This is a genomic window from Dietzia sp. SLG310A2-38A2, assembly GCF_014145095.1.
GTDB lineage: Bacteria > Actinomycetota > Actinomycetes > Mycobacteriales > Mycobacteriaceae > Dietzia.
Window position 1 is genome coordinate 1 of record NZ_JAALDX010000084.1, and the last position, 13,135, is coordinate 13,135.

Consider the following 13,135-nt stretch of genomic DNA (forward strand, 5'->3'; position numbering starts at 1 on the left):
CGGGCGCCGTCACGGGCGGCGGCTCGAATGTGCCCGATACTCCCGGGGTGCGTGGGCCGGTCATGCGAGGCACCCGGCCTGTACCGCGATCGGGATGATCGCGTTGCCCACCAGCACCGCGACGGCGGCGATACCGCCCACGACCGTCGCCGCGGCACGGCTCCGGACCCCCGTCACCCCGAGATCGCCCGCCGCCGTGCGGACACCGTGCGCCACGTGCACCGCCAGCAGGACCATGGTGACGGCGTAAAATGCCGCCACCCACGGCCTGGCGAAGCTGGCCACGAGGTTCGCGTACGCCGAACCGGGGACGAACGAGTCACTGGCGGCAGGGGGTGTGCCGGTGGTCATGTCCAGGACGTGGAAGACCACGAACAGCAGCATCACCACGCCGGTCAGCATCATGGACCGCGCGCCGAAGGAACCGGCGGTCAGACCGGTGCGACGACGACGAGGACCAGCCGAGGCCCGGGAGCGTCGCGCGAGCAGCACCGAGCACCCGATGTGTGCCACCAGGCTCAGCACGAGCACCACCCGCAGGATCCACAGGACGCCCTCGCGCGGCACCAGCGGGTAGAGCAGGGTCCGCAACCACTCGGCGTAGCCGTCGAAACCGGCCGCGCCGCCGAAGACCTTGAGGTTGCCGATCATGTGCACCACGACGAACGAGGTGAAGATCAGGCCCGTCACGGCCATGACCGTCTTGGCGGCCCAGGTGGGAAACGCAGGGGCGCGCCGGAGGTGTGGCCTCCGGGCCCTGACCGGGACGTGCGGGGCAGCGACCTCGGTCACGCGCGGACACCTCCTTACGGGAACGCGCGCCAGTCTAGGACCGCCCACGCCGCCCGGGGCCCGGATGGGGACGGGGGTCGTCGTCCATACTGGGCACCGTGAACACCACCTGGATCATCATCGCCGTCGTCGCCGTCCTGTTGCTCGCCGTCCTCGCGCTGGTCGTGGGTCTGCAGCTACGCAAGAAGCGACAGATCTCGCTGAGCAAGCCGGAGGAGCGCAGGGAACTCACCCGTGAGGAACGCTCCGGTAACTACCAGGCGGGGGCGGGCTTCTCGTTCACCGAGGCGGGCGGGACCGCCACTGCGGCACCCCCGAAGGAACCCCTGCCGCGCGAGATGTCCCGTCCGGTCGAGACGCCCCCGCCTGTCGAGACGCCCCGTCCGGTCGAGACGCCGGTCGTGCCCGAGCCGGACACCCGATCCGGTCCGAGCGACGACACGGTCGTCGTGGAACCCGCGCCCGTCGATCCGGTGGTGGTACCGACGGAGGTCCCGGACGAGGAGGTCCCGGTCCCCACGACCGAGCTGATCACCGGGGCGCCCTCCCCGGTGGTCCCGGTCGAGCGGATCGACCCGTCCGAGGGACGCCTCGACCGTCTCCGAGGTCGGCTGGCGCGTTCCCAGGGCACCGTGGGACAGGGACTGCTCGGACTCCTGGGCGCAGGTGATCTCGACGAGGACGCGTGGGAGGAGATCGAGGACACTCTGATCATGGCGGACCTGGGCACCACGGTCACCCAGCGCGTCGTCGACCGCCTGCGCGAGGACATCGCGACCAGGCAGATCCGCACGGAGGCCGAGGTCCGGGACCTGCTGCGGCAGGCCCTCGTGGACAACCTCCACCCCGAGTACGACCGCTCGCTGCGTGCGCTGCCGAACGACGGCACACCCGCCGTGATCCTGGTCGTCGGGGTGAACGGCACCGGCAAGACCACCACCACCGGCAAACTCGCCCGCGTCCTGGTGGCCGACGGACGCCACATCCTCCTCGGCGCCGCCGACACCTTCCGCGCCGCGGCCGCCGACCAGCTCCAGACGTGGGCCGAACGAGTGGGCGCGGAGGTCGTACGCGGCAAGGAGGGCGCGGATCCCGCGTCGGTGGCGTTCGACGCCGTCGCCCGGGGCGTCGAGACCGAGGTGGACGCCGTCCTGGTGGACACCGCCGGCCGACTCCACACCAAGACCGGGCTCATGGACGAGCTCGGGAAGGTCAAGCGGGTCGTGGAGAAGAAGACCCCGGTCGACGAGGTGCTGCTGGTGATCGACGCGACGACCGGGCAGAACGGTCTCATGCAGGCGCGGGTCTTCAAGGAGGTCGTCGACATCACCGGCGTGGTGCTGACCAAGCTCGACGGCACCGCCAAGGGCGGCATCGTCTTCCAGGTCCAACACGAACTCGGAGTCCCGGTCAAGCTCGTCGGACTGGGCGAGGGAGCCGACGATCTCGCCCCGTTCACCCCGGAGGCGTTCGTCGACGCCCTGCTCGGAACCTAGGCACCCGCGGGCCCAGGACACACGATCGGAACGACAGGGCCGGCCACGTTACAGGCCGGAAACACGACCGCGCATCCACCGAAACAGCGGAAAGGAATTCTTCTGAACCGAGAGTGAGTGACAAACGCTCACCATGGAGACGAGGAGGACCTCACCGTGAGAGGTGACAGTGTCTGGTTGCTCGCCCAGGAGGCGACGACGGAGATCGATGCGGGAGACACGGCCTGGATGCTGATGGCAGCATCCCTGGTCCTGCTCATGACGCCCGCACTGGCGATGTTCTACGGCGGGATGTCCCGCCAGAAGTCAGTGCTCAACATGATGATGATGTCCTTCAGCGCGATGGGGGTCGTCGGGATCGTCTACGTGCTGTGGGGCTGGTCGATGTCCTACGGCGAGCAGGACATCCTCGGGCTGTTCGCGAACCCCTTCGAGATGTTCGGTCTCGCCGGGGTGATCGGCGACGCCGACAACTGGGTGACGTCCGCATCGGGCGCCTACCCGCAGGTCGTCGACGTGGGCTTCCAGGTCACCTTCGCGATCATCACCGTCGCCCTCATCTCGGGAGCCATCGCCGAGCGCGTGAAGTTCGGTACCTGGCTGACCTTCGCCGCCGTGTGGGTCACGCTCGCCTACTTCCCCATGGCCCACATGGTCTGGGGCGGTGGGCTCCTCTCGCATTCGGAGAACAGCCTCGCGGCGATGATCTTCGGCACCGTCGATGACGGTGAGGGCGGTCTCACCGCGGCCGTGGCCCCGGTCGACTTCGCCGGTGGCACGGTGGTCCACATCAACGCCGGAATGGCAGCGCTGGTCCTCGTCCTCCTGATCGGCAAGCGCTACGACTTCGGACGCACCGCGTTCCGGCCCCACAGCCTCCCGCTCGTCATGCTCGGCGCCGGTCTGCTGTGGTTCGGCTGGTTCGGTTTCAACGCCGGTTCGGCCTTCGGTGCCAACGGTGCCGCCGGCCTGGCCTGGATCAACACCACCGTCGCCACGGCCGCCGCGATGCTCGGCTGGCTCCTCACCGAGCGGATCAGGGACGGCCATCCGACCAGCCTCGGTGCCGCCTCGGGCGTCGTCGCGGGTCTGGTCGCCATCACGCCGGCCGCCGGTTCGGTGCACCCCCTCGGCGCGATCGCCCTCGGTGCCGTGTCCGGCGCCCTGTGTGCCCTCGCCGTGGGACTCAAGCACCGCTTCGGCTACGACGACTCGCTCGACGTCGTGGGCGTCCACCTCGTGGCCGGTCTCTGGGGCACCATCGCCATCGGTCTCCTGGCCACCGGCACCTTCGACACCGATGCCGGCGTGTTCTACTCGGCGGACGGGTGGAGACTGCTCGTCGTCCAGATCGTGATCGCTGTGGCGGCGCTGGTCTTCACCGCCATCATGACCGCGATCGCGTACGTGATCTGCCGCCCGCTGGGATGGCGCATCAGCGAGACGGACGAGCAGTCCGGTATCGACGGTGCCGAGCACGCGGAGTCCGCGTACGAGGCCTCCACCAACGCGCTCATCCGTTGAGCCGACATCTGCGAAAGGAACCCCAGACATGAAGCTCGTCACCGCGATCGTCAAGCCGTTCACGCTCGACGACGTCAAGGCAGCACTCGAACAGGCCGGTATCCACGGACTCACCATCAGTGAGGTCCAGGGATACGGCCGCCAGAAGGGTCACACCGAGGTCTATCGCGGTGCGGAGTACGCCGTGGACTTCGTCCCCAAGATCCGGGTCGAGGTGGTCGTCGACGACGAGACCGCCGACACCGTGGTCCAACTGGTCGTGGATGCCGCGCGAACCGGGAAGATCGGCGACGGAAAGGTCTGGGTGACCCACGTCGAGAGCATCGTCCGGGTCCGCACGGGCGAGGCGGGCGACGCCGCGATCTGATCCACGAGACCACGAGGCGCGGTCGACCCCGGACCCGGGGTCGACCGCGTTTCTCAGTGATTCCCCCTACCTCACCGGGGATCTCGATGAACGTGCACCGGCATTCACAGAAGCGAAACACCCTGGCCGCTGCGAGGTGACACGGGGCCGACAGTCTGGAGACACACTCATGAGGGAAAGAGGGACGACGTGAGCCTGACGGGGGACGGTGAGCGGGCCATGGCACTGCGGGACGGACGCGAGCAGATCCTCTCCGCCACGACGGCCGACCTCCCCGCGGCGCACCTGCGGGACGCACTGTGCGAGCTGTACGAGATGGAACTCGGACGACTCGCGGAGGAGGCGGGGATCGGCCCGGGGTCCGGGTTCGCCCTCGTGGCCTTCGGCGGGCTCGGCCGGCGTGAGGTGCTCCCGTACTCCGACCTCGACCTGGTGCTGGTGCACGAGAGGCGACCCGACCGCGACGTCGGTGAGCTCGCCGATGCCATGTGGTATCCCCTGTGGGACTCGGGCGTGGGCCTGGATCACAGTGTGCGGACCGTGGACCAGTGTCTCGCTGTGGCGGCTGCGGACGTCTCGGTGGGGTTGAGTCTGCTGGACGCCCGGGTGATCGCCGGGGACGCGGACCTGGGCGCGCTCGTGGTCGACGGCGCCCGGCGCCAGTGGCGTGACCAGATCGCCTCCCGGTTCGACGACCTCGTGGCCGCTGCGGTGGCCCGACGTCAGCGGTCCGGGGTGATCGCGCACCGGAGTGAACCCGATCTCAAGAACGGCGTGGGCGGGCTGCGCGATTCGCAGTTGGTCACCGCGCTCGCGGTGGCACACCTCAGCGACGGACGACCGGTCGTCCCCGGAGGGCTGACGACCGCGCACCGGCTCGTGCTCGACGCGCGCACCGAGCTCCACCGGGTGAGCGGGCGGCCCCGGGAGGTGCTGCACGCCGAGTACGGGGACGAGGTCGGACTGGCGCTCGGGTTGGGGGATCGCTTCGACCTCGCCCGTGCGCTCAGCGACGCCTCCCGGACCATCGCGTTCACCGCGGACCAGGCCATCCGCGGATCGGTCGCGACGTTGTCCTCCCGAGGGCTGACGGGGTTGTTGCGCAGGTCCCCGGTGCGCCGACCACTTGACGACGGCGTGGTGGAGCACGCGGGCGAGGTGGCGCTCGCCAGGAGCGCACGGGTCACCCAGGACCCGTGGCTTCCGCTCCGGGTGGCGGCGGCAGCAGCCCGCTTCACGCTGCCCGTGGCGAGCTCGACGCTCGGGGTGCTGGTGGAGCGTTCGCCGATCCCGAAGGGCCGGTGGCCCGCGGAGGCGCTCTCGGACCTGCTCGTCCTGCTCGGGTCGGGCGAGGCCCAGGTGGAGGTCCTCGAAGCGTTCGACCGGAGCGGGTTGTGGGAGCGGCTCCTGCCCGAGTGGTCGGGGGTGAGGGACCTGCCGGCCAGGGACCGGGCGCACATTTACACGGTCGATCGCCACCTGGTCCAGACCGCGGTGGAGGCATCCCGGCTCACCACCTCGGTCGCGCGGGCAGATCTGCTCCTGTTGTCGGCGCTGCTGCACGACCTGGGCAAGAGCCGGGAGGGCGACCACAGTGTGACGGGCGCCGAGATGGTCGAGCCGATCGCGCGGCGTATGGGGTTCAGTCCGGCCGACGTCGACACCATCGTCCGCATCGTCCGGCACCACCTGCTGCTGGCCGCGACCGCGACCAGTCGCGACCCCTCGGACCCGACGACGGCCGACTCGATACTGACCACGCTCGACCAGGACGCGACCGCGTTCGACGTGCTCGCGACCCTCACCGAGGCGGACTCGCTGGCCACCGGGCCGACCGTCTGGACGCAGGGGCGGGCGAAGGCGCACGCGATGTTGGTCGAGACGTGCCGGGACCGGGTGGGGTCGCAACCCGGCGCGGTGGAGGCGCCGACCGTCGACGCCTCCCGGCCGCACGGCCCCCCCGACGTCGTGGTGGACCTGCGCCCCGCCGGGACGGGGACGAACCACGAGATCACCCTCGTGGTCCCCGGCTCGGGGAAATCACTCGCGGTGACCGCGGAGGTCCTCGCCGCGCACCGGCTGGAGATCGTCGACGCGGAGATCGACCTGCGCCCGCCCGGTGGGGTGCGCGCGAGGATGACGGTGTCCACCCGTTTCGGCGATCCCGTCGACCCGAAGGTGCTCCGCCAGGATTTGCGCCGCGCGGTCGACTCCGGTGTGTCGGCGTCGCTGAGGGCCGCACTCGCGCGCAACGCCTCCCGCCTGATCGGCCCGCCTCAGGCCAGGTCGTCGGTCCTGGTCAATCGACGGACGGATGCGGACGGCATCCTGCTCGAGGTGCGGGCCGAGGACAGGCCGGGGTTGTTCGCCAAGGTCATCGCGTCGATCCTGGGCAAGGGGGCGAGGATCGACTGGGTCGTGGTGCGGACACGCGGCGCCGCGGTCGAGGACGTCTTCGCACTGTCCGGCCCCGGAGCGGTGCTCAGCACGGCCACGGAGGTGGAGTCCCTGCTTCCCCGGCGCGATCCCGCCACGCCCGGCGTCGGTCGTGCCGATACCCTGTGAGCAGTCGTCGCCGACGACGCCGGGGCCACCACGCCCCCGGCCCGCGACCCAGGGAGCTGTAACCGTGTTCGATTCCTTGTCCGATCGCCTGGCAGGTGCGCTCAAGGACCTGCGCGGAAAGGGGCGGCTCAGCGACGCCGATATCGATGCGACGGCGCGCGAGATCCGCTTGGCGCTGCTCGAGGCGGACGTCGCCCTGCCCGTCGTGCGCACCTTCATCTCGCGCGTCAAGGAACGGGCCAAGGGATCGGAGGTGTCCGAGGCCCTCAACCCCGCGCAGCAGGTCGTCAAGATCGTCGACGCGGAACTCACCGCGATCCTGGGCGGTGAGGCGCGACGCATCGAGTTCGCCAAGCAGCCGCCGACGGTGATCATGCTCGCCGGTCTGCAGGGTGCGGGTAAGACCACGCTCGCGGGCAAGCTCGCGCACTGGCTCAAGGGGCAGGGTCACACCCCGCTCCTCGTGGCGTGCGACCTGCAGCGGCCGGGTGCGGTCGACCAGCTCCGGATCGTCGGCGAGCGCGCGGGCGTGCAGGTCTTCGCGCCGCATCCCGGCACGTCCGTCGGGGGCGACGGCGAGGCCGTCGGCGTGCAGGAGCCGGTGACCGTGGCCCAGCGGGGCCTCGCTCACGCCCGTGCCAAGATGCACGACGTCGTGATCGTCGACACCGCCGGGCGGCTGGGTATCGACGAGGAGCTCATGTCCCAGGCCAGGGGCATCCGTGACGCGGTCCAGCCGGACGAGACCTTCTTCGTCCTCGACGCGATGATCGGCCAGGACGCCGTGGTGACCGCGGAGGCCTTCCGCGAGGGGGTCGGCTTCACCGGCGTCGTCCTGACCAAGCTCGACGGTGATGCCCGTGGCGGCGCCGCGCTGAGCGTCCGCGAGCTCACCGGCACGCCGATCATGTTCGCCTCCGACGGCGAGAAGCTCGAGGACTTCGACGTCTTCCACCCCGACCGCATGTCGAGCCGGATCCTCGGCATGGGCGATGTGCTCTCGCTCATCGAGCAGGCCGAGACCGTTTTCGACGCCAAGGACGCGGAGAAGACCGCCGCCAAGATCGGCTCGGGGGAGCTCACACTCGAGGACTTCCTCGACCAGATGCTGATGATCCGCAAGATGGGCCCCATCGGAAACCTGCTGGGAATGCTGCCCGGGGGGAAGGAGATGAAGGCGGCCGTCGGCGACATCGACGAGAAGTACCTGGACCGTATCCAGGCGATCATCCGGGGGATGACCCCGGAGGAGCGGGCCGATCCCAAGATCATCAACGGATCCCGCCGCCAACGCATCGCCAAGGGTTCCGGTGTCACGGTCACCGACGTCAACCAGTTGGTGGACCGGTTCTTCGAGGCCCGCAAGATGATGAGCCGCATGGCGGGACAGATGGGCATGCCCGGAGCCGGCCGGAAGAACCAGCGCAAGGGCAAGAAGGGCAAGGGTAAGGGCCGCGGACCGACCCAGCCCAAGAACAGGGGCATGATGCCCGGTGGGATGCCGGGAATGCCTCCGGGGATGCCGGGGATGCCCCCCGGGGGGATGCCGGATCTGGCACAGATGCCGCCCGGACTCGACAAGCTTCCCCCGGGACTCGAGGGCATCGATCTGAACGACCTGAAGTTCCCCAAGGGCTGACCCGGCGGGCCTGGAGGACGCCGATTGGTACCAGCGGCGGCGGGGCGTTTACACTGGTGCGCTGGACGCCGTCACCGGTGGGTCCCGCCGTGCTGGTCGCGGCCGGGGGCCCGCGCCGAACGGCGGTCACCCGGAAGGCGAAACCGGGCCCCGCAACAGGTGCGGGAGTCGCTGAATCGCCACGTGACCCGCAAGAGAAAGCGAGACGCCACATGGCCGTCAAGATCAAGCTCACCCGCCTCGGCAAGATTCGTAACCCGCAGTACCGGGTGGTCGTGGCCGACGCCCGCACCCGTCGCGACGGGCGCGCCATCGAGACGATCGGGCTCTACCGCCCCAAGGAGGAGCCGAGCTTCATCCAGATCGACTCCGAGCGTGCGCAGTACTGGCTCGGCGTCGGCGCGCTGCCCACCGAGGCCGTCGAGGCGCTCCTCAAGATCACGGGCGACTGGCAGAAGTTCAAGGGCCTCGAGGGCGCCGAGGGCACCCTCCGGGTCGCCGAGCCCAAGCCCAGCAAGCTGGAGCTGTTCAACAAGGCGCTCGAGGAGGCCCAGGGCGAGCCGTCCGCCGAGGCCATCACCACCAAGCGCAAGGCCGAGAAGGCCAAGAAGGCCGACGAGGCGAAGAAGGCCGAGGACGACGCGAAGAAGGCCGCCGCCGAGGCCGCCGAGGGTGAGACCGCCGAGGCCGGGTCGGCCGACGCCGAGAACGCCGAGGCCTGAGTCCGATGAGTGACATGGTCGTCGACGCCGTCGACCATCTCGTCCGCGGTATCGTGTCGGATCCCGACGCGGTATCCGTCAAGTCGAGTGGCGGTCGGCGCGGCACCGTGATCCGCGTGACCGTGTCGCCCGACGACCTCGGACGCGTCATCGGCCGCGGCGGCCGTACCGCGTCCGCGATCCGGACGATCGTCTCCGCCGTCGGTGGGCCGGACGTGCGGGTCGACGTGGTCGACACCGACCGCTAGTCCCACTCGGATCTCACCCGCACCGGAAGGACATCATGGAACTCGTCGTGGGTCGCATCGTCAAAGCCCACGGAGTGCGCGGTGAGCTGGTGGTGGACGTGCGGACCGACTCCCCCCGCGACCGTTTCGCGGTGGGCGAGCGTCTGCTGGGCCGCACCGGCAAGGGGAACAACGTCACGGACCGAGAGGTCACCGTAGAAGCCGCCCGGGATCATTCCGGGCGGCTTCTCGTGCGCCTGGCCGGCGTCTCGGACCGGGACTCCGCCGACGAGCTGCGCGGGATGCTCCTGCTCGTCGATTCCGAGGCGTTGCCGGCAACCGGGGATCCGGACGAGTTCCACGACCACCAACTGGTGGGGCTACGGGCCCTCGACACCGATGGGACGGAGCTCGGTGAGGTCACCGAGGTCGTCCACACGCCGGGTGGGGAACTGCTCGCGGTGCGGCTCGCGAACGGCGCGGACGCGCTGGTGCCCTTCGTCACCCGGATCGTGCCCGAGGTGGACCTCGGTTCCGGCACGTGCGTCATCGACCCACCGGAGGGACTACTCGATCTGGGGACCTCGTGACGGGGACCGACGAGTCGGAACCCGCGCCGCGACTGCGGCTCGACGTCGTCACCGCCTTCCCGGACTATCTCACCCCACTCCGCCTGGCGCTGCCCGGTCGGGCGATCGATCGGGGAATCCTGGATCTCGAGGTCCACGACCTCCGGGCGTGGGCCCACGACGTGCACAAGTCGGTCGACGACACCCCGTTCGGTGGGGGGCCCGGCATGGTCATGCGGCCGACGGTGTGGGGTGAGGCACTCGACGAGCTGGTGCCCCCGCCCGCGGACGACTCCGGGGAACGGCCCCTGCTCATCGTGCCGACCCCTGCAGGCCGGCCCTTCACCCAGGACGACGCCCACCGATACGCCCGGCGCGGTCACCTGCTCTTCGCGTGCGGCCGATACGAGGGAATCGACCAGCGGGTGATCGACGAGGCCTCCACACGGATGGATGTGGAAGAGGTGAGCATCGGCGACTACGTGCTCATCGGGGGAGAGGTGGCCGTCCTGGTGATGGCTGAGGCCGTCGTCAGGCTCCTCCCGGGAGTCCTGGGTAACCAGCGCAGCCACGAGGAGGACTCCTTCTCCGACGGGCTCCTCGAGGGGCCGAGCTACACCCGACCCGAGGAGTGGCGGGGCCGGCCGGTTCCCGCGGTGCTCAGGAGCGGTGATCACGCGAAGATCGCGCGATGGCGGCGAGACGAGTCACTACGACGCACCGCGCAACGCCGACCCGAGCTGCTCGACGCCGCAGACCTCCGTCCTGCGGACCTGGAGACGCTCGCCTCCGTCGGCTGGACGCCCCGCGCCGGGTGATTTGGGGCGGGCAGGCCGGGAATGGCACACTAGCGAGGTTGATCATCCGGGCGCATCCGTGCGTCCGCGGACGGTCGCGCTGATCCGGGCACGAACCGGTCGACCCGCCTTCTGGCGGGCGCCAGGGTCCTCTGTCCTCAATTCCTGACATCCGAGGAACACAATGAACACTCTCGACTTCATCGACAACAAGTCACTCCGCGACGACATCCCGGCGTTCCGCCCCGGCGACACGCTCGACGTGCACGTCAAGGTCATCGAGGGCTCCAAGGAGCGCGTCCAGGTCTTCAAGGGCGTCGTGATCCGCCGCCAGGGCGGTGGCGTCCGGGAGACGTTCACCGTCCGCAAGGTCTCCTTCGGCGTCGGCGTCGAGCGCACCTTCCCGGTCCACTCGCCCACCATCGACCACATCGATGTCCTGACCCGCGGGGATGTCCGTCGCGCCAAGCTGTACTACCTCCGCAACCTCCGCGGTAAGGCCGCGAAGATCAAGGAGAAGCGCTGAGCGCATAGAGCGGGTCGGACTCGGCCGCCGTGCGCGGTGGCCGATCGACTACGCTCGTCCGGGTGAGCAGCACCGAATCACCTGGACAGAACCCCTCCGAGCCGGGCCCCCGAGAAGACGGGGACCCGGCTCGAGGCGTGGGGGGAGGTCGACGCGACGCGCGGACCACCGAGAAGAAGGGCCAGCCCTGGTACATCGAGATCCCCTTGCTGGTGGTGATCGCCCTGGTGCTGGTGTTCGTCTTCCAGACCTTCGTCGGGCGGGTCTACCAGATCCCGTCGGAGTCGATGGAGCCCACGCTGCACGGGTGTGCCGGCTGCACGGGTGACCGCATCTTCGTGGACAAGATCTCGTACCGTTTCGGTGATCCGCAGCCCGGGGACGTGGTGGTGTTCGAGGGACCCGATTCCTGGAACCAGGGATACCAGTCCATCCGCTCGGACAACCCGGTGATACGGACCATGCAAGATATCGGAGGAGTCATCGGCATCGTCCCACCCGACCAGAACGACATGGTCAAGCGCGTCGTCGCCGTGGGTGGTCAGACCGTGGGCGGGTGCTCGCCGGACGGCCGGCTCCTCGTGGACGGCCAGCCCCTGGACGAGCCGTACCTCAACGAGGACCCCTCCCTCGATCGCAACCCACTCAACTGTGCGTTCGGCCCGGTCACCGTGCCGGAGGGCAACTACTGGGTGATGGGTGACAACCGGGGCAATTCCGCAGACTCCCGCTACCACATGGGCGACGAGTTCCAGGGCACCGTCCCCGACGGGAACATCATCGGCAAGGTGCAGGCCATCATCCTCCCGTTCAGCCGGATCGGGTCCGTCCCCTCGCCGGACATCCACGCGGGGTGAGTCCGGTCCGACCGGGCCGGGTCAGGGTGACCCGACGTGACGGACGGCTGGCCCTCGAGGCGGCCCTGGGACGGCGCGGCCTCGGCCCGGTCGCCGGGGTCGACGAAGCCGGTCGCGGGTCGTGCGCGGGTCCGCTGGTGGTGGCGGCATGCGTGCTGGGTGACCGTCTCGCCCCGGAGCTCGCCGACCTCGACGACTCCAAGAAGCTGTCCCAGCCCACCCGGGAACGGCTCCACGAGGCCGTGCTGCGGAGAGCGACCGCCGTGTCCGTGGTGGTGATCGATCCCGATCGCATCGACGAGCGGGGCGTCCACCGGTGCAACCTCGAGGGGATGCGGCGCGCGGTGGCCGCGCTCGACCCGGCACCGGGTTTCGTCCTCACCGACGGGTTCGCCGTGGACGGTCTCGGTTGCCAGTCCACGGCGGTGATCGGGGGCGACGCTGTCGTCGCATCCATCGCCGCCGCGAGTGTCCTCGCAAAGGTCACCCGCGATCGGATTATGGTGGACCTCGACCCGAGGTACCCGGGCTACGGGTTCGCCGCCCACAAGGGGTACAGCACACCGGGTCATGCCAGGGCGATCGAGCAGCTCGGTCCCAGCGACATCCACCGGATGTCGTACGCCAACGTCCGTCGCGCCGCCCAGGCGCATTCGAGGAGCAGCACTAGATGAGCGCCGAGGATCTGGAGAACTACGAGACCGAGATGGAGCTCTCGCTGTACCGCGAGTACCGCGACATCGTCGGTCAGTTCACCTACGTCGTCGAGACGGAGCGGCGCTTCTATCTCGCGAACGCGGTCGAACTGATCCCGAGGTCCGCGGACGGTGAGGTGTACTTCGACGTCCGGATGTCCGACGCCTGGGTGTGGGACATGTACCGACCTGCCCGTTTCGTCAAGTACGTGCGGGTCCTGACCTTCAAGGACGTCAACATCGAGGAGCTCGACAAGCCCGAACTCCGCCTCCCGGAGTAAGACTCAGCGACTGGTCCTCCACAGCCTCCCGCGCCTCCACAGGGCGCTCCCGGCCCGATCCGCGTCCAGCGGATCGGG

Annotated in this window: 14 protein-coding genes; 13 read left to right on the plus strand and 1 reads right to left on the minus strand. The window is 69.6% G+C overall.

What is annotated here, in order from left to right; translation table 11 throughout:
• Positions 1-60: 60 nt before the first annotated feature.
• Positions 61-792, minus strand: coding sequence for a succinate dehydrogenase cytochrome b subunit (locus G6027_RS03470; RefSeq protein ID WP_182635441.1), 732 nt, complete (start codon positions 790-792; stop codon positions 61-63).
• 98 nt (positions 793-890) lie between these two features.
• Here G6027_RS03470 and ftsY point away from each other — a divergent pair, with 98 nt between their 5' ends.
• From ftsY to G6027_RS03535, 13 genes are all read left to right on the plus strand, one after another.
• On the plus strand, positions 891-2,288 hold the full coding sequence (gene ftsY, locus G6027_RS03475) for a signal recognition particle-docking protein FtsY (RefSeq protein WP_182635442.1): 1,398 nt from the start codon (positions 891-893) through the stop codon (positions 2,286-2,288).
• A 228-nt stretch (positions 2,289-2,516) separates the two neighbouring features.
• Complete coding sequence (locus tag G6027_RS03480) at positions 2,517-3,812, plus strand: ammonium transporter (protein WP_182635457.1); 1,296 nt, start codon at positions 2,517-2,519, stop codon at positions 3,810-3,812.
• A gap of 28 nt (positions 3,813-3,840) precedes the next feature.
• Positions 3,841-4,179, plus strand: coding sequence for a P-II family nitrogen regulator (locus G6027_RS03485; RefSeq protein ID WP_095716792.1), 339 nt, complete (start codon positions 3,841-3,843; stop codon positions 4,177-4,179).
• 189 nt (positions 4,180-4,368) lie between these two features.
• Positions 4,369-6,744 (plus strand): [protein-PII] uridylyltransferase, encoded by a 2,376-nt coding sequence (locus G6027_RS03490; protein ID WP_182635444.1) that lies wholly within the window; start codon positions 4,369-4,371, stop codon positions 6,742-6,744.
• 64 nt (positions 6,745-6,808) lie between these two features.
• Positions 6,809-8,383, plus strand: a complete 1,575-nt coding sequence (ffh, locus tag G6027_RS03495; protein ID WP_182635446.1) for a signal recognition particle protein — start codon at positions 6,809-6,811, stop codon at positions 8,381-8,383.
• Between the two features lie 212 nt (positions 8,384-8,595).
• Positions 8,596-9,105, plus strand: a complete 510-nt coding sequence (gene rpsP, locus G6027_RS03500; protein WP_182635448.1) for a 30S ribosomal protein S16 — start codon at positions 8,596-8,598, stop codon at positions 9,103-9,105.
• A gap of 5 nt (positions 9,106-9,110) precedes the next feature.
• On the plus strand, positions 9,111-9,353 hold the full coding sequence (locus G6027_RS03505; protein ID WP_182635450.1) for an RNA-binding protein: 243 nt from the start codon (positions 9,111-9,113) through the stop codon (positions 9,351-9,353).
• Positions 9,354-9,388: 35 nt separating this feature from the next.
• A complete protein-coding gene (gene rimM, locus G6027_RS03510; RefSeq protein ID WP_182635452.1) occupies positions 9,389-9,922 on the plus strand; it encodes a ribosome maturation factor RimM in 534 nt (177 codons plus the stop codon).
• 32 nt (positions 9,923-9,954) lie between these two features.
• Positions 9,955-10,719, plus strand: a complete 765-nt coding sequence (trmD, locus tag G6027_RS03515; protein ID WP_182635459.1) for a tRNA (guanosine(37)-N1)-methyltransferase TrmD — start codon at positions 9,955-9,957, stop codon at positions 10,717-10,719.
• A gap of 163 nt (positions 10,720-10,882) precedes the next feature.
• Positions 10,883-11,224 (plus strand): 50S ribosomal protein L19, encoded by a 342-nt coding sequence (gene rplS, locus G6027_RS03520; protein ID WP_017836979.1) that lies wholly within the window; start codon positions 10,883-10,885, stop codon positions 11,222-11,224.
• Between the two features lie 137 nt (positions 11,225-11,361).
• Positions 11,362-12,081 carry a signal peptidase I gene (lepB, locus tag G6027_RS03525; RefSeq protein ID WP_346995616.1) on the plus strand — a complete coding sequence of 240 codons (720 nt, stop codon included), beginning with the start codon at positions 11,362-11,364 and terminating at the stop codon, positions 12,079-12,081.
• Complete coding sequence (locus G6027_RS03530) at positions 12,078-12,755, plus strand: ribonuclease HII (protein ID WP_182635456.1); 678 nt, start codon at positions 12,078-12,080, stop codon at positions 12,753-12,755. Before lepB ends, G6027_RS03530 begins: the two co-directional genes overlap by 4 nt.
• Positions 12,752-13,057, plus strand: a complete 306-nt coding sequence (locus G6027_RS03535) for a DUF2469 domain-containing protein (RefSeq protein WP_007632861.1) — start codon at positions 12,752-12,754, stop codon at positions 13,055-13,057. The genes G6027_RS03530 and G6027_RS03535 overlap by 4 nt, the downstream gene beginning before the upstream one ends.
• The last annotated feature ends 78 nt before the right edge of the window (positions 13,058-13,135 follow it).

Excerpts from the sequence above, each read along its gene's own strand:
- G6027_RS03535 (WP_007632861.1), top strand. The coding sequence starts at position 12,752 with ATGAGCGCCGAGGATCTGGAGAACTACGAGACCGAGATGGAGCTCTCG.
- rimM (WP_182635452.1), top strand. The coding sequence starts at position 9,389 with ATGGAACTCGTCGTGGGTCGCATCGTCAAAGCCCACGGAGTGCGCGGT.
- G6027_RS03480 (WP_182635457.1), top strand. The coding sequence starts at position 2,517 with ATGCTGATGGCAGCATCCCTGGTCCTGCTCATGACGCCCGCACTGGCG.
- G6027_RS03505 (WP_182635450.1), top strand. The coding sequence starts at position 9,111 with ATGAGTGACATGGTCGTCGACGCCGTCGACCATCTCGTCCGCGGTATC.
- G6027_RS03485 (WP_095716792.1), top strand. The coding sequence starts at position 3,841 with ATGAAGCTCGTCACCGCGATCGTCAAGCCGTTCACGCTCGACGACGTC.
- rpsP (WP_182635448.1), top strand. The coding sequence starts at position 8,596 with ATGGCCGTCAAGATCAAGCTCACCCGCCTCGGCAAGATTCGTAACCCG.
- rplS (WP_017836979.1), top strand. The coding sequence starts at position 10,883 with ATGAACACTCTCGACTTCATCGACAACAAGTCACTCCGCGACGACATC.